The 16,214-nt window shown below is 43.4% G+C and carries 18 protein-coding genes; 10 read left to right on the forward strand and 8 right to left on the reverse strand.

The window, feature by feature from the left end; genetic code table 11:
- Window positions 1-12 precede the first annotated feature (12 nt).
- Entirely contained in the window at window positions 13-633 is a 621-nt protein-coding gene (locus IHV80_RS06615; protein WP_192890502.1) for a LysE family translocator, read from the forward strand.
- A gap of 123 nt (window positions 634-756) precedes the next feature.
- On the opposite strand, the gene IHV80_RS06620 is transcribed toward IHV80_RS06615, so the two are convergent.
- The 4 genes from IHV80_RS06620 to IHV80_RS06635 all read right to left on the reverse strand — a co-directional run bounded on the left by IHV80_RS06620 (window position 757) and on the right by IHV80_RS06635 (window position 5,094).
- Window positions 757-2,823 carry an FUSC family protein gene (locus IHV80_RS06620; RefSeq protein ID WP_192890503.1) on the reverse strand — a complete coding sequence of 689 codons (2,067 nt, stop codon included), beginning with the start codon at window positions 2,821-2,823 and terminating at the stop codon, window positions 757-759.
- Window positions 2,824-3,012: 189 nt separating this feature from the next.
- Window positions 3,013-3,738, reverse strand: coding sequence for a metallophosphoesterase family protein (locus IHV80_RS06625; RefSeq protein ID WP_192890504.1), 726 nt, complete (start codon window positions 3,736-3,738; stop codon window positions 3,013-3,015).
- Between the two features lie 78 nt (window positions 3,739-3,816).
- Window positions 3,817-4,311 (reverse strand): YcxB family protein, encoded by a 495-nt coding sequence (locus IHV80_RS06630; RefSeq protein WP_192890505.1) that lies wholly within the window; start codon window positions 4,309-4,311, stop codon window positions 3,817-3,819.
- Window positions 4,312-4,596: 285 nt separating this feature from the next.
- Window positions 4,597-5,094, reverse strand: a complete 498-nt coding sequence (locus tag IHV80_RS06635; protein ID WP_192890506.1) for a GlcG/HbpS family heme-binding protein — start codon at window positions 5,092-5,094, stop codon at window positions 4,597-4,599.
- Between the two features lie 231 nt (window positions 5,095-5,325).
- Here IHV80_RS06635 and IHV80_RS06640 point away from each other — a divergent pair, with 231 nt between their 5' ends.
- The gene (locus tag IHV80_RS06640) at window positions 5,326-6,000 is read left to right on the forward strand and encodes a response regulator transcription factor (RefSeq protein ID WP_192890507.1); all 675 of its coding nucleotides are present in this window, start codon (window positions 5,326-5,328) and stop codon (window positions 5,998-6,000) included.
- Window positions 5,984-7,387: a sensor histidine kinase gene (locus IHV80_RS06645; protein ID WP_192890508.1), complete on the forward strand. Its 1,404-nt coding sequence runs from the start codon at window positions 5,984-5,986 to the stop codon at window positions 7,385-7,387. Before IHV80_RS06640 ends, IHV80_RS06645 begins: the two co-directional genes overlap by 17 nt.
- A gap of 123 nt (window positions 7,388-7,510) precedes the next feature.
- On the opposite strand, the gene IHV80_RS06650 is transcribed toward IHV80_RS06645, so the two are convergent.
- Window positions 7,511-8,323, reverse strand: coding sequence for a DMT family transporter (locus IHV80_RS06650; protein WP_264158422.1), 813 nt, complete (start codon window positions 8,321-8,323; stop codon window positions 7,511-7,513).
- Between the two features lie 254 nt (window positions 8,324-8,577).
- Between IHV80_RS06650 and IHV80_RS06655 the strand changes: the two genes are divergently transcribed.
- Window positions 8,578-9,024 (forward strand): NifB/NifX family molybdenum-iron cluster-binding protein, encoded by a 447-nt coding sequence (locus IHV80_RS06655; RefSeq protein WP_192890510.1) that lies wholly within the window; start codon window positions 8,578-8,580, stop codon window positions 9,022-9,024.
- Window positions 9,021-9,218, forward strand: coding sequence for a (Na+)-NQR maturation NqrM (gene nqrM, locus IHV80_RS06660; RefSeq protein ID WP_192890511.1), 198 nt, complete (start codon window positions 9,021-9,023; stop codon window positions 9,216-9,218). The genes IHV80_RS06655 and nqrM overlap by 4 nt, the downstream gene beginning before the upstream one ends.
- 43 nt (window positions 9,219-9,261) lie before the next feature.
- Here nqrM and IHV80_RS06665 read toward each other — a convergent pair whose 3' ends face one another.
- Window positions 9,262-9,540 (reverse strand): DUF134 domain-containing protein, encoded by a 279-nt coding sequence (locus IHV80_RS06665; protein ID WP_192890512.1) that lies wholly within the window; start codon window positions 9,538-9,540, stop codon window positions 9,262-9,264.
- 45 nt (window positions 9,541-9,585) lie between these two features.
- Between IHV80_RS06665 and IHV80_RS06670 the strand changes: the two genes are divergently transcribed.
- Together IHV80_RS06670 and IHV80_RS06675 are read left to right on the forward strand one after the other, a co-directional pair.
- Window positions 9,586-10,095, forward strand: coding sequence for a PaaI family thioesterase (locus IHV80_RS06670; protein WP_192890513.1), 510 nt, complete (start codon window positions 9,586-9,588; stop codon window positions 10,093-10,095).
- Between the two features lie 209 nt (window positions 10,096-10,304).
- Window positions 10,305-11,396: a transporter substrate-binding domain-containing protein gene (locus IHV80_RS06675; protein ID WP_192890514.1), complete on the forward strand. Its 1,092-nt coding sequence runs from the start codon at window positions 10,305-10,307 to the stop codon at window positions 11,394-11,396.
- A 43-nt stretch (window positions 11,397-11,439) separates the two neighbouring features.
- Here IHV80_RS06675 and IHV80_RS06680 read toward each other — a convergent pair whose 3' ends face one another.
- Window positions 11,440-11,643: a hypothetical protein gene (locus IHV80_RS06680; RefSeq protein ID WP_192890515.1), complete on the reverse strand. Its 204-nt coding sequence runs from the start codon at window positions 11,641-11,643 to the stop codon at window positions 11,440-11,442.
- 338 nt (window positions 11,644-11,981) lie between these two features.
- Window positions 11,982-12,161, reverse strand: coding sequence for a hypothetical protein (locus tag IHV80_RS06685; protein WP_192890516.1), 180 nt, complete (start codon window positions 12,159-12,161; stop codon window positions 11,982-11,984).
- Between the two features lie 689 nt (window positions 12,162-12,850).
- Here IHV80_RS06685 and IHV80_RS06690 point away from each other — a divergent pair.
- The 3 genes from IHV80_RS06690 to IHV80_RS06700 all read left to right on the forward strand — a co-directional run bounded on the left by IHV80_RS06690 (window position 12,851) and on the right by IHV80_RS06700 (window position 16,153).
- On the forward strand, window positions 12,851-14,401 hold the full coding sequence (locus tag IHV80_RS06690; RefSeq protein ID WP_192890517.1) for a methyl-accepting chemotaxis protein: 1,551 nt from the start codon (window positions 12,851-12,853) through the stop codon (window positions 14,399-14,401).
- 280 nt (window positions 14,402-14,681) lie between these two features.
- Window positions 14,682-15,416 (forward strand): nicotinamide riboside transporter PnuC, encoded by a 735-nt coding sequence (pnuC, locus tag IHV80_RS06695; protein ID WP_192890518.1) that lies wholly within the window; start codon window positions 14,682-14,684, stop codon window positions 15,414-15,416.
- A gap of 8 nt (window positions 15,417-15,424) precedes the next feature.
- Window positions 15,425-16,153: a nucleoside phosphorylase gene (locus tag IHV80_RS06700; protein ID WP_192890519.1), complete on the forward strand. Its 729-nt coding sequence runs from the start codon at window positions 15,425-15,427 to the stop codon at window positions 16,151-16,153.
- Window positions 16,154-16,214 lie beyond the last annotated feature (61 nt).

Genomic DNA, 16,214 nt, shown 5'->3' on the forward strand with positions numbered 1-16,214 from the left:
TATAGGTTAGTTATGACGTTTGAAGTGTGGTGCGTGTTTATTTTGTCTGCTTTGGGTCTTGCATGTATCCCTGGTCCCAACTCTTTATTGGCACTCAGCCATGGTGCTCAATTTGGTTATAAGAAAACAATGTGGACGATCTATGGCGGGATTTGTGGTTTCTTCTTATTGATCACGATTGCCATGTTTGGGCTTGGAACAATATTAGAGGCTGAGCCGAAGCTGATGATTGTTCTGCAATGGCTAGGCGCTTTGTATCTCGGATACCTAGGTCTGACGTTGTTTTCTGCTCCCTCTGTTAGCGTTGAAGGTACAACTGAAAAGGTCACATTGTTACCACGCGAGTTGTTCAAACAAGGGTACTTTGCTGCGCTGTCTAACCCGAAAGTCTTACTATTTTTTACCGCGTTCTTGGCTCAATTTATTAACCCTGATAAAGCCTTTCTACCTCAGTTTGTTGTCATCACCTTGAGCTTTCTTTGTATTGAGTTTGCTGTCGAGTTCGCGGTGGCTAGAGTTGCAGACAAGGTCAAAGTGTTGTTATTAACGAATGGTCGTATGTTTAATCGATGCTGCGGCGCTCTTTTCTTACTGCTAGGCATAATGGCATTAGTGAAAAGTCTCCCTCAATAAGAAGACTTGTCGAATTATTTCTCGCCGTGAGTTACGCAGAGCATCATAGTCCCCAAATGAGGTAGGTTTACGAGGTGCCACCCACTTGTGGGGATGGGGCGATAGCCCTGTGTATTTAGCTTTCTAGCTCTCTAACTTTCTAGCTTTTTCATTTTCAAGATTGTGCCGAGCTAAATCATGCATTTGCTTTATTGTCATCAGCGCCAACCAGATGATCTCTTCTACTGATTGCTGACCAGTTGTCGAAGTTGGGTGCCCAGTATCGGTTTTGTTACTCAGTGTTGGCAGTTCATGGACGCGGTTATCACGGATGGTGTTGATCAACGCATCCATAGCATTATGAATGACGTTTTCGATTTGTTGGGTACCTTGGTATTGGGTACCTTTTCTCACAAGCGGAATGAGTAAGCAGAGGTAATGGCTTAGCAAACGATAGTGGCTCAACATATCTTCGTAGTAGTGAGGATCAGCGCGAGTGTGCCTTGGTTCTTGCTGCATCTCGTTATAGATGAGTTCAAGGTCGCTTTCTGCGGTTAGCATGGCGGCACGTTGCTTGGTTAGTTCAATATGGTCATGTTGTTCTGCATCGACTTGAAGTTGTTCATAGCAATACACGAACAAGCTTTTTGAACTGCTCAAGGCTTTTAACGCTTGATTGTGGATCTCTTTACCTCGCCATTGAGGCCATAGCAAACCATAGCCCAGTAGGACAATCGCACCTCCGATGACGTTATCGATCAAACGTGGCGCTGCAAAATCGAGCCCTTGATGTGCCATGGTTTGGTAGACCAAAATCAATAGTGCGGTAATACAACCAATGGCCAGTGAGTAGTGGCGCATAATATTAAGCATAGCGACGGGTAAAAGAATGGCGATCAGCACAATCATGGTGGTGGCCGATACACCTATTTGGATTAAAGATGTCGCGAATAATACGCCGGCAGCAGTGCCTAAGCAGCGCTTCCAAGTCTTACTGCGTGTTGCTAAAAAGCTTGGCTGAATCACCATCAGCATTGAGATAAGCACCCAGTCAGGGCGAATTAATTCATAGTATTCTGCGATGCCTGCGCCAAGGGAAAACATTAAACCGACACGGGTAACGTGCCGCCAAATAGGGTTGTCTCGTTTTGGCAGACGAAAAGACAATTCGAACGGTTGCACTTCAAAAGATCGTTCATATGCGGGTTCATTCAGCTCGATACGACGTGAGATGTGTTTTACGGCGAATGCCCAATAACGGAAGCGAGGTTGATCTTCCAGCTTCACCGCTTCAATCAAATCATCGGCTTCTTGTTCTAACGAACTTAAATGCTGTATGTCTTCATGGGTGTTGTGCAGAAGTTGCTTGGCTTTATGTTTTAATCTTTGTTGGCAATGCTGGCTCCAAACTAACAACAAGTCACGTTTGTGCTTATTTGATTGAAATTGGTTTAACAGATCTGGATTGTTGGTATGGCTGCTCATTACCACTTCAAACGTATCGATAGCGAGGAATAGTGCTTCTCGAAGCTTACTAGCATCGTCATGTTTAGAGCGGAATGATTCAGACTGAAGAGCCTGTTGGAACAACTCGATAAGTTGGTACTTTATACGTCTTTTTAACGCTTCATTCTCACCCCCTAACAAGAACTCTTGGCGATATTGAATGTAGTCCGCCAATGCCTCGTAAATTGCTGCTAAGCACACACGTAACGCATAGTGCTTCCACAGGGCAAACCATAGCCAACTAAACAGTGCGAAAGTAAGAGGCCCAAGTATCAGCATAGGGTACAAGCTGAGCGCTGTGTTGGAGTTATGAAGTGATAAGGTGACAACAGCAATCAATAGGCTAGACATGCCGAGTCGTCCCCAAAATGGACCATTGACTGCTGCACTAGCAAGTAGGGCACCCAATAGACCAAAGGTTACCCATAAAGGCAGCCCGCTAATAAGTAGTAGGTAACTGACAGCTTGAGTAGATCCCCAAGCGGTGGCGGTAATAGCAAAACGCGTCCAACGTTTTGGGCCCGCAGAATCAAGGCCACTAATTAGAGCGGCTGGCATTGTCATCAGAGCAGTCATTGCGACAGCGATTTGATCAAACAATACTCCTAAACCGAGAAACAGCACAATGGCGCTGGTGGCACGAAGCCCAAGGTTGACCGAAGGTGAGTACCAGATTTTACGTAGAATGGCAGGGGAAAACGTCATAAAACCTCTTTGCGTGCTGTGTCTTACTCAGTGTAACGCCAAACTTCGCTGCTGTGCTGGTTTCAATCACAAGTTGATAAATTGAGAGTATAGAAACCTTTCCTTGAAGGGGGCATGGAGCTGGGCTCACGCCATAAAGAAAAACCTGCCATGTTCGGCAGGTTTTGTTGTTGGGATACCAGTTCAGTTCTAAAGGTAGATAGCTTGGTATTCGATAGAGTTCGAAGAGAGCGAGATCTTACTTAATCCAATCTTTTCACTACGATTATATTCGTCGATAGTGTGGTCAAATCCATAGGCTGTAGAAGGCGCCATATATTGGGTTATTCCTTGTTGTGTCACAGTTATTCCATCATGGCCGTGACCGCAAATAACGTCGCGCACGCGATATTTGCGAAGAACCTTCATTACATTGGTATCGTTTTCCAAACGGATGGCTTTCATCCACTCAGAGCCGACTGGAATGATAGGATGGTGGACGACAACGATTGGAGCATGTGCTTTTCTGAGCCGCTGTTTCAGCTGAGCCATGCCACTATTATCGATACGCCCTGAGCCGAGCGGATGCTGGCTATCAAGTGGCTTGAAGCTCGAGTCGAGAAACACAAACTCTCGCTCACAGATGGTGGCTTTGTTAGTGACGAAAATCGTCGATCCTTTTAGCTCTTTGCGCATCAAGGAATAGTCATCATGGTTGCCCGCAATCGCGTGAACAGACTTATCGCTAATGTGTTGTCTAATGAACGCCTCTAATCGAATGTAGTCGCCCGATTTTGGGTTACAACAAATATCACCCGTTAGGAAAATGGTTTTGCATTCTGTGTCTGTGTTGACGTATTCCAGTGCTCTACGCAGGTTCTCAAAGCTGGATTTATCGGAAAGGTGACAATCACTGATTTGGTATACGGTAGTCATTGGTGTTGTCCGGTTATGCTATACCTAAATAAAGGTGATAGAAAAATGCCTGCCAAATTGGCAGGCATTTTTATGTGATTAGTCTGTTTTTGATGCTTCGTGCTGTTCAATCATGAATGCAATGGCTTCATCGCTTAAGCAAGATTTACTCACATATTGACGCTGTTTGCCAATATGAAGGATAAAGCCGAGATCGGTCTGTTCAAGTTGGTCGATGTCACTCCAAGCGATAGTATTGATGGCTTTGCGGTTTTTGTAACTCACACCATCAGTATCGCCCGTAAAGACCACTTTGCTACCAGCGCCTGAGCTGATCTTTTGTCGCCATAACCACCAGGTTCGTTTGCAATACACGCTGAATGCTTCAATCACACTCAAAACAATAAAGAACCAGCCAACGTAACCGTTCGGTAATAGTTCAAACTCTAATAGAACCACACCAAAAACAAGAAACAGTATTCCTTTCAAATAGGCTTTTGGAAATTGAGTCGGAAGGCTTGTTTGATCATAACACTCTGCGAAAAACGTCTTGTCGAGGGTGTATTCTGTGGTGAAACCGGATTCTTTAGACATGTGTGGCTACTTTAAGGTTTTGTGTTAATGGGCTTTCTTTGCATGGGTATTCTATGCTGCGACCTCGCAACTCGAGCATTGTATCGCTTCTCGGTATTTTTCTTTAGAGGTTTTGAGGCTCTTTTGTAAATCAATAATACTGACATGGAGTATTCACGCTATTAGTCATGCCATCGCGTGAATACGGCTACGAGTGTTTATGTCGCTGAAATAAAAATGCCCCGCAAGTGCGAGGCATTTTTTGAGGCAAGGGTATAACCAAATTGGGCTAGTAAATGAGTTTGCTTAGAAGAACTTCTTAATCGCTTTTTCAGCACATGCAACATCTAAATGACCACCCGGAGCGCCGCCTACACCAATCGCACCAATCATTGCATTGTTCAATTGTACTGGAACACCGCCAGCCAAGAACAGCAAGTTATCATCCATATTTTGTAGTGGTTGCATGATTGGCTTATCAGCGATGAGCTTCATCAGGTTACCTGACGGCTGCTTCATGCTAGCTACTGTAAAAGCTTTTTTGCGTGAGCTATCAAGCGTGTGGATGCCTGCGCCATCAGAACGTAGTTGAGCAATTACATTGCCTGACAAATCAACAACAGTCGCAGAAACCTTGTAGCCATCGGCTTCACATTGGTTAACGGCTTCATGGGCAAGCTTGAATGCCGCTTCTGATGATATTTGAGTGAAAGAGACCGATTGTGTTTCTGCCGCCATTGCATTGTGAGAAAGGCTAAGGAAGCCAAGAGTTGCCGCTAGTACAGTGAGTTTTGTCGTTTTCATGTTTACTCCGTTAAATCATCTGTTTTCAAAAAATTAGTTTTTAAATATTGAATTTGGTTCTAGGGGCTTGTTTGGTATGAACAAGCCACTTTTAATCAACAGGTTCATACTAACGAATGCATTATTACGACTGGCTTTCTAGAACCTTACAAAGTTGCAATGTTGGTTATATTTGAGAAAGGATATTGATAGAGTGTATTCAGACCACGGCTAACAGATAAACGGACGTTAATGAAAATACTATTGATTGAAGATGACATTCATATCGCGAGATTTTTGGTGAATGGTTTTCAGCAAGAAGGGATAACGGTGACGCACTCAGCAGATGGTGTTGATGGATTGCATGAGGCCATAACCGAAGAATACGATGTGATAATTCTCGATATCATGTTGCCCAAGAAAGACGGATTCGAAGTGTTGGCCGAACTCAGAGGGCAGGGTTACGCGACACCCGTCATCATATTAAGTGCCAAGCATTCAGTGGAAGAGCGAGTGCAAGGATTACAGTCGGGCGCTGATGATTACTTGGTGAAGCCTTTTGCATTCCCTGAGCTGCTCGCTCGTTGCCAAACCTTGGTGCGTCGAGGAAACCAACCAACACCTCAAGCATTAGAACTGCATTACGATTCGCTGAACCTAGACCTGCTTAAACACACGCTACAAAGAGATCAACAAACGATCACCATCAATCAGCGCGAATTTATGCTGATGAAGTTGCTGCTCGAAAATCCAGAGATCGTGATGTCGAAAACGGCGATTCTTGAGCATGTTTGGGGGCATCAATTTGATCCGCAAACCAACGTGGTCGATGTGCTCGTGTGCCGCCTTCGCAGCAAAGTCGATAAGGGCTTTTCTAAGCCATTAATTCATACACTGCGAGGCGTTGGTTATGTCCTCAAGTCGTAGTATTGAACAGGCGCTTGCTAAAACGCAGAGACATTTGTTGGTTCGCTTTATGTCGACTTTGCTGCTCTGCTTACTGATGGTGGAATTGATTGTCGGGGCTATCTTCTTTTTCGACCTTTACCAAACGGAAAAGAAGATCCTTACGTCGATGTCGACCGAGTATCAGCGTATTTTGACTTACGATTCGAGTGAGCGATTGATTCATGTGTTAGAAGCCAACCCTCATCGGTTACTCGAAAACAGTATTGCGGCTTATAAGGTTGAGAAGGGCGTTTCATCTGAGGGAACATTCATTGCGGGAACTCAAAACCTATCAACAGAACAGCCTCTTTCCAGCTACCAAATTAATGACCACCGATCGTGGTTAGAGAGCTTCATCTTTAGTCCCTATATGTCGCTATCTATTGAAGGGGAGCAGTATGATTTCTGGTTGGTTTTAGATAACCGAGCCAGAGACTTTATCGCCTACAATCAATGGCTAATGACCTTGTATGCGTTGCTTGCACTTGTGGCAGTGACCGCGGTATTTACTCGTAGCATCATTCAGAGTGCTATGTCGCCGTTGGTTACCTTTGGCGACCTACTCGATAAGCTGAAAAAAGGGCAATTAGAGTTTACTAGCACTGACACTAAGACAGAAACCGAATCTGAAATACCGCAAGGGCTTAACGTGATCAGTTCCAGTGTTCACACCGCAGTTGCAAAGCTTCAGCATGTAACGACAACCTTAAATACGACCGTCGATGCGATTGCTCATGATATTCGAACCCCTTTGTCTCGCATTACTTTGGCGTCCCAAACAGCATTGCTGAATAACGCCGACCAACAAGCGATGAAAGAAGCATTGGCAGACTGTTCTGAACATGCGATGCAGGCAAGCAATATGCTAACTGCCTTGATGAAGTTGAACGACGAACTGACTGGTAAACGAATACCGCAGAAGGTTCCGACTCAGATCTCTGATGTGATTGCTAACGTGGTGAGCTGGTATGAAGATGTCGCAGATGATAAACAAATCGAGCTGGTGGTTGAAGGTGAGGGTGGCCTTGTTGTTCAGTCAGACCCAGACAAGTTGACTCAAGTCTTGGTTAACCTTATTGATAACGCGATTAAGTACACTGATCCCGAAGGAAGAGTGACGGTCAAAGTCGAGCGAAGTGCAGAGGGTAAGGTTGCGATAAGCATCCAAGATTCTGGTGTTGGCATTGACCAGAAGTATCAGGACTTGATTTTTGAACGGCTTTACCGAGTCGACAGCAGCCGCAGCAACGTTGAGGGGTATGGCCTTGGTTTGTCTCTAGCGCTTGCCATGGTCGAGAATCTTGAGGGCACCTTAGTCGTGAAATCTGAGTTGGGTGTAGGGAGTACTTTCACGCTTACGCTTTAACCATGATGCGATCATCAAAATAGCCCTAAGCACTAGTTATAATAAGTTGTGGGGCATTTTGGTTTCTTGAAGAAAGCACATATTCCCTTTCCTATCGGGTTCTTTTGTTATCATTTTTATCTGCTATGAAGGATGACGACTGCCTTTGTAGGTTACGAGTAGATTACCCAGCAGCATCACCACACCACCAATGATCAGAGCCAGCGTTAACGGTTCGTCATACAAGAGAATCCCAACAACTGCGATAACAGGCAGCCTAAAGAAGTCGAGTATCATCACCAGAGTCACTTCAGCGTTCTTCATGGCTTTGGTCAAACAATAATGAGCTGATAGTGCAGACAGGGCGACGAGCGACAGCCAAGCTGATTCTAATGCTGAGGGTGTTTTCCACGTTTGCCAAGATAGAACCAAGCCTATCGGCAGTTGAATTAAACACATGTAGAACAGGATGGTCAGCGGAGCTTCGGTACTGGCTAAAGATTTGGTCGACGTATGCGCGACCGCGTAACACAACGCTGCACACAATACGATAATAGCGCCAACACTTATAACATCTTGTGTCGGTTGAACAATGATGACAACACCTAGCAACCCTAATGCAATCGCCATCATTTTCTTGAGTGTCAGGCTTTCTCCCAAAAAGAGACTCGCTAACAGAGCAGTCCAAAGTGGGACGGTGAATTCAAGCGCAAACACTTCCGAAAGAGGAAGTAATCCAATTCCAACAAACCAGCCAAATTGCCCACCAAAGTGGAAGACATTACGTAGGCAATGAAGGCGGAGTCGCTTTGTTGAAAACAGTTCCTTTTTCTGAGACGCGAAGATCAGAAATGATACGACGCACAAACCAATGACACTTCGTACAAGCAATACTTGATAAGTGCTGATGTTACCACTGAGCTCTCGCGCTCCGATGGCCATCAAGCTGAATGACATCAGCGTACCTATCATCCAGAGAATTGTTAATGAGATAGTTATTTCCTTGTTGCGCGTGCCATGGTTTCCATACTTAGTAATTGTGCAGAGTTTAACCACTGCATTCAATTGAAACCTATTGTTTAATTAGATTTTCCGACTTGTCATTAAGATCTCTGCAAACGGTAAATCTAATTTTTCACATGATGGTTATTGGCATATGCCAGTAATGAGGCGTATTCTGAATTCCTGATCATCAATAACAGGAAGTTACCATGTTATACGCAGTACCTTGCCGCGACCTTTATGTCGGCAACCATTTTTCTCGTTCTCCGCAGATAGCCATTGTCGATGAGCGACAACAAATCAAGCATCTTATCCCTTTGGTTGAGTCTGACTCGCCCTGCAATAAAAAGAAGCAATGGATCTCTGTCCTCCGTTCTTACGATGTGAAATCTGTAGTTGTCCGTCACATAGGTAAGAAGATGCTGGCGCACTTGTTCAATAACGATATTCGCGTATTTGCATCTAAAGGAAAGGCGGAAGTTGCTACTCTGGATTTCAATAATCTGCAAGAAGTCACTGGCCTCGGTTATGGTCGCGAGTCGCGAAATAGCGGATGTAGTCATAGAACGTGCGGCGAGAAAGGAGACAAGAACGAAACGTCGATTCTCACGCCACAGTCGAACAGGTTCAGTGTTATTCGAGGTGTCCGTAAATGACGTTGTTATTCACGCTACTGGGTTTTGTTGGAATCGTCTTTCTGATGGCAATAGGTGTGATTTTTTCACGTAAGCCAATCAAAGGCAGTTGTGGAGGGCTCGCGCAGTTAGATATTGAGCGCGAATGCAACTGTAAGGATGTGTGCGAAGGGCAAAGCCGAAAGCTGTATCAGATTACTGAGCCATCAAATTAAGGCGCTTTCGGAGTCTCTCGACAAGTAACGTTAAAGCTTCGGACTATGAGCCTTGAATCACTAATGCATGGCCGTTGACGATGCACTTGGCTACCTTAGCTCGTGCACGTTTAATGATGTTACCGAACGTTTGACGAGACACCTGCATTTGCTCGGCGGCTTCAAGCTGGCTCAGGCCTTCTTGATCAGCCAAGCGCAAGGCTTCCAATTCTTCTAATAGCAGCTCTTCCTTATGAAGATCATCCATAGGAACACCATTTGGCTTGAAACAAGAGTAAGCCGCACGAGTACATAACTGGCGATGTTTTTTTGGTCGAGCCATATCAATCTCTAGGAATCTAAGGGTAAAAAAGGAATAAGGATAAGTATGAAAGTTTTCATTCCTCACAACCATCGGCGTTGCCAAGTATGCAGCCAAGGTTTTTTCACGGACAGCCCCATATGTTTTGAAGCTGTTGGCGAGCGCGAGACTTTAGTCAATCATAAAGCCTTGGCTAAGCATGAACCGCTAGCCAATCATGAGACTTTGACTAAGCATGAAACTTTAATTAAGTATGAAGCTTTCGCCAAGTATGACGTTATAGCCAAGATTGTACCAACAGATAAAGCTGAGGGCTACGACGGTATTATGCAGGGCGGTATTGTTACCACGTTACACGACAGCGCGATGCTGCATTGTTTGTTCCAAAACAGTATCAAAGCGATGACGGTGAGTTTAACGTCTCGCTTTCATCATCCAATAGCCATTGGTCAAGAGCTAGACATTCGCGCTCAATGGGTCAAAAGCAGACGCAATATTCACTTCTTAGAGAGCAAAATCACTCAGAACGGAAAGCTGTGTTCATCGGCACAAAGCCAGTTTATGTCATCCCACTAGCTATCGAACGAGGTTTGGTATGCCGTTAGTTTGTTGAGCCCATTCTTTGCACAATAAATAGGGTTCTCTATAGTTAAAGTTATAACTATTAAAGCTAGGGCAGTATTGAATTTATCATAAACTCTCTCCACTTCTGAGCACATTAATATGTGTTCGTTAGGCGAGCCTTCGCACTCAATTCATCGCTGCCTTTTTTTGGAGGGCTGCTGATGCACAAATTCTTCAAATCGACACTCCGATATTGTGTCACTTCAATCGTTTTACTTTTTCCATTCTTCAGTTTTTTTGCTTTGACTTCTCCACTTAAAGTTGGTGTGTACCCGTGTCCGCCTTTTGTTATTAGCTCGATGGAAAGTGAATGGAATGGCCTGAGTATTGAACTTTGGGAACAGATCGCAAAAGAAATGGACGTCGAGTTTACGGTAGAGAATCATAGGCTGGATGATTTGCTCAATGCGATTGAGACGCAGAAAATCGACATCGGTGTGTCTTGTATTTCAATCACTCCAGAACGTGAATTATTCGCTGACTTTTCCCATTCCTTTTACGAAACTCATCTCGCCATCGCGGTGAAGAAACAGGGATACCTTCATACCTTGCACGCCATTTTCTTGAACCCTGCATTGTGGCTGATTATTGGTGTCATCGTTTTTATCTCTGGGGTCATTGGCGCATTTTTCTACGTATTGGAACACGGTGAGAATGAAAAGCTCTATTCGATGAAAAGCCGCACTGGTCGTTGGTTAGAAAGCTTCATACTAGGCTTACTGTTCATCACTAGAGGCCCATTCAATTACTTTGAGTTTAAAAGCTTAACCGGACGAATTGCCACAGTATTCATTGGTGTATTGAGCATGCTGTTCATCGCAAGTATTACCGCCGTGTTAGCCAGTAAGCTTACGCTTAGCCAAGGCTCTTCTCATATTAAAGGCGTTAATGATCTCGCGGATGTTGAAGTAGGGGCAAAAGTCGCGACGACTTCTTCTTTAATGCTCACAAGCTTTGGTATCCGACACAAGAGTTATGTGGATATGCCAAGGCTTTTGGCGGCTTTAGAGGAAGGTGAAGTTGAAGCCATCGTCGCCGATGATGTAGTGCTCAAATATATGATCGGTAATGGCAGAGTGACGGGACAATTTGATGACTTGGAGGTGTTACCTTATCAGCTAGAAAAGCAAAATTATGGCTTTATCATTACGGAAAACAATTCGTACGAAGAAGAGATAAACCGAGCGCTGCTTAAAATTCGCGAGTCGCGTAAGTGGCGTAAAATTTTGGTCGATTATTTTGCGGATCAATAACCGACATCTGCTGCTTAGTTCGGCGTTTACTGGGCTCTTTCCGTTACAGTTGGTCTGAGTCAGAGGCTTTGCTTTTCTTGAAGTATTTGAACGCGGTCCAAACGGCATAAGCCGAAACACCGACAATCAATGCTGAGCGAAGGAGAATCGGCGCATCATGCTCTAACTGGCTAACATGGGGCACAATACTGGCAAACAACCGACTGGTAAAAAGCAGCCCTATTACTAACATAACAATCTTATTCATGTGACCTGCCATTTCTTGGATACATTGCACAGAACGAGTTATGGGGCGGTTACAGGGTAAACACGCTAGACAACTATTCTGCTCGAAATAAAATCATGCGCTTCTCAAACGTAACCGTCAACGCGATATCGGCGTTAGGCCAGTAAGCTAAAGTTTCGTTTTTGGAAGAGGTTTGTTCTGTCAGATACAGCTAGAGCGCGGGACAGGTAAGGGCGTTAAGGGATCTAAAATGTTTACGTCAATGTATCGGTAAAGTTATTATCTTTGAAATTTACAACTGATTTAGAATTATCAACTTCAAAGATAATATTGCTTAACGAGATCAGATTATTCGGTTCTTATTTTGTCGAATATATCTTTTCGACCACAGATAAAGCCATGTAAAAGTTAAGGCTATGTTCAAGGCAGGTATACTTAATACCAACTTCGCCCGTGTTGTAATCAACGGATTTTGCGACATCTTCTTGAAAGTTATCAATGACTAACTGTAATAAGCAATCCTTGTCTAATACATTCATAAGTTTCCTTAAATATAATATGGTTGCAGATGCATATTAAAGGATAGGTTCCGATCATTATCAAGGAAAGCGGAAGAATATTTTATCGTACAAACCTCGTACCTTTATAACCCCTACTCATAATAAATCCTGAACACATACCATGTTGTACTCTGTATTTTATCTATCTTAGAAACCTTCAATTATTAGCAAAATACAAACCAACTATTGTGAAGGTATGAAGAGCTTTTTCCGGTGATCCTAAAAGGGTGATTGGCCAGAGCGTGTGAGAATTGAGGGATTGCTTACAAAGGAATATTTTTATTTTAACGATATATTAGGGCTTAATTATATAAGTGTGTTGGTTTTTGGTTATAACGTTTGAATGTTAAGGAATTATCGGATAAATACTCTATAACCTTAATTGTTGTAATGTTTATTGCTCCCGTTTTACCTCTCATAAGCTAGTCTTATTTGGTGTTGATATGAAATTGACTGCATTTATGAATTGACGTGCCCTTGGATTGGTTTAGTCAAACCGTTTGGTAGATTTTATGTCCATTTTGATTACTTAAAAATCTCTTTGAATCAATGACTAATGGTTGATTGTTGAACGAGATAAGGATCAAGTGTCTTCCTTTTCAGTACGGTGTGGCATGGAAGACCCACACAACAAGTCGATTGTTATCTAGTTAAAATAGGGAAATGTTATGGCAGAGCAAGAGTATGATTACCCGGAGTCGTACAACCTAATTTCAGTGACAGACCCTTCCAGTAAAATCAAGTATGCAAGCCCCCATTTTAATGAAGTAGCAGGCTATAAAGAAGGAGAGCTCGTAGGTGAGTATCACAATGTAGTTCGTCATAGTGATATGCCTAAAGCCGCATTTAAAGATCTATGGGGTCATATTCAGTCAGGAAGTAACTGGATGGGTATGGTGAAAAACCAACGGAAAGGTTGTGGCTATTATTGGGTTGATGCTTTTGCTTCTCCGCTAAAAGAAGATAACGAGATTGTTGAGTACCAGTCTGTTCGGTTTAAGCCAAAAAGAGAATATGTCGAACGAGCAGAAAAAGCGTATGGAATTTTAAATAAAGGCAAAACACCATTTAAGCTCATGTTACCGAAAACAAGACTTTGGCAACGCCAGACTTTCATTTCAATATTGCTAATCGGGCTCGTTTATACGCTTTACCTTAATCAATTCGTGACTGTACCGCAAAGTTTGTTGTTATTCTTTATGGGTAGTTCGATGTCAATTTATATTCTTACGCGTCGTTTGGAAAATATTTGTAAAATAGCAAAAGATGAGTTCAACAACCCTTTAATGGAACATATTTATTTTGGTAAGGTGGATGATCTCTCCGAAATTGCGTTGGGAATGAAGGTTCGGAAACAATATGCAAAAGCGTTATTAGGTAGAATTCGAATTTCGGTGAGTGATTCATGTGAAATGACCCTAAAGCAGGCGAATAAAACCGCTGAATCGAATGCAACGGTGTCCGAAAACCTTGAAAATCAAAAATTAGAAATCGATATGGCAGCTGCCGCTATCAACGAAATGCAGGCGGCTTCAAGTGAAATTTCTCAAAATGCGCAAGGAACTCTTGATTCTACTTTTAGCACTCAACAAGAGCTCTTATCTTGTCAAAACGAGCTAAATCAAGTTGAAGAAAATTTCGTTGAGCTAACCAATGAATTAGACAACATTTCGACAATATCACTCTCTGTAGAGAGGGAGACGCAACAAATAAGCTCCGTCATCGAGATGATCAACGCGATTGCTGACCAAACCAATCTATTAGCGCTTAATGCTGCGATAGAAGCCGCACGAGCCGGTGATTCTGGAAGGGGGTTCTCGGTTGTGGCAGATGAAGTAAGAGTGCTTGCTCAAAAAACACAACAAGCAACAACAGAGATTCAAGCGGTTATTGAAAAGCTATGCACAGGAAGTGGTCAATCAGTAACGGCCGTTAACAACGGTACTGAAAAAGCGAAACGCACTCAAACGACGATTCAATCGACTCTAGAAAGCCTCACATTATTAAGTGAAAAGGTTCAAGGAGTGGTTGATAGGAATAACCAAATCGCGGTCGCTATTGAAGAGCAAGTTAATGTCTCAGAAGAGATTAACCAGAATATTCTTTCCATACACAGTAAAGCTGAAGCTTCTCACGATCTCATGGAAGACAGTAAAAAGCAGTATGAACAAAGTGTACTCAGCTTGAATGAGCTAAGAAAAGGAGTGGCTCGATTTTAAACTCAATCGAGCAAGTGGTTTGCTGGTTCTGACTCGGCATTCCTGAAGCCTAGAGTTTGTAGTTAGAGTTGCTTTTTGAAGACGGTCATTTAAATGAATAACTACAGACATAGACGGCTAAAAGGGGTGACGATCTAGATGATGAGAGATTTGTTTTTCTTCGTTTATTATTCTGATTTATGATCGCATGCAATCTAGGGGGGACAAATGTCCTCCTTTTTGTTTCTGTCGGCCCAATAAGATAGGTGCTACTAAAAAACAAATAATAAAGGACATCCCTATGGACCTATTCGCCCTACTTGATATCAACAACACTCTAGTCAACATCCCAATAGGGGATGGCTATGCAATGAGCTGGATTGAAGCATTTGGCACTGTATTTGGCCTACTGTGTATCTGGTTTGCAAGCCAAGAGAAAACCATTAACTACCTGTTCGGATTACTGAATGTCACCTTATTTGCGGTTATCTTTTTCCAAATTCAGTTATACGGACTGTTACTTCTTCAATTGTTTTTCTTCTGTGCCAACATTTACGGCTGGTACGCGTGGACACGCCCTAATGAGCAAGGCGAAACATTAGAAGTCCGCTGGTTGAGCCAAAATAAGCTCGTGGCAACGGCTGCAGCATGCGCAGTTTCGATTGCACTGCTTACTATGTACATCGACCCATTCTTCTTTGCGCTGGCAAATATAGCGGTGGATAGCCTAAATCTATTTGGTGCAGATTTAGCGGAACCAGTACTTGAACCTGATGCGTTCCCATTCTGGGATGCGACCATGACCATTCTATCGATTGTTGCTCAAGTTCTTATGACACGTAAGTATGTTGAAAACTGGATACTTTGGATTGTGATTAACATTATCAGCGTTGGTATTTATGCGACGCAGGGTGTTTATGCAATGTCTGTTCAATACGCTATTTTGATGTTTATTGCGGCGAACGGTACTCGTGAGTGGGCACGCACAGCTAAACGAAACAGTGACAAATCATTAACTCAAGCAACGGCTTCTTAGGAGTTAAGATGGCAAAGCAACCTCATATTGGCGTTGATGAAACGCAAATTGCTCCAATGGTCATTGTTTGTGGTGAGCCGGATAGAGCGAATCGTATCGCGAACTTGCTTGAACACGCTGAACTGGTTTCTGAAAACCGTGAATATCGAATCTTCACTGGTACCTATCAAGGTAAAGCGATATCGGTTTGTAGTACGGGCATTGGTGCTCCTTCAATGATTATTGCGGTTGAAGAGCTTAAGTTTTGTGGCGTAACTCATATCGTCCGAGTAGGGTCAGCAGGTGCGATGCAGTCTCACATCGGACTTGGTGAACTGATTGTCGCAGAGGGCGCGGTTCGTGATGAGGGTGGTTCTGCTGCTTACGTTAAACCGTCGTATCCGGCTTATGCGAGTTTCACTCTGCTTAAAGAGTTAGATAGATTCTTGCAGCAACAATCAACGCCTTATTATTTAGGAACGGTGCGCTCACACGACAGCTTTTATACGGATGACGAACAGACGATCTGTCAGTACTGGAACCGTAAAGGAGTTCTAGGTGCAGACATGGAAACATCGGCACTGTTTACTGTTGGGCGCTTGAGAGGGGTTAACGTCGCTTCCATCCTGAATAATGTTGTTTTGTACGAACAAGATGTAAAAGACGGTGTTGGGCAATATGTCGATGAAGCAAAAGTGATGATGGAAGGTGAACGACTTGCATCGTTAGCGGCGTTAGAAGCCTTGATTGCTCAATAAAAGCCTGAAAAAACTAACGATAAAAGCGATGGGTGACCGTCGCTTTTTTGTTATTAGTGGG

The organism is Vibrio bathopelagicus (assembly GCF_014879975.1).
GTDB lineage: Bacteria > Pseudomonadota > Gammaproteobacteria > Enterobacterales > Vibrionaceae > Vibrio > Vibrio bathopelagicus.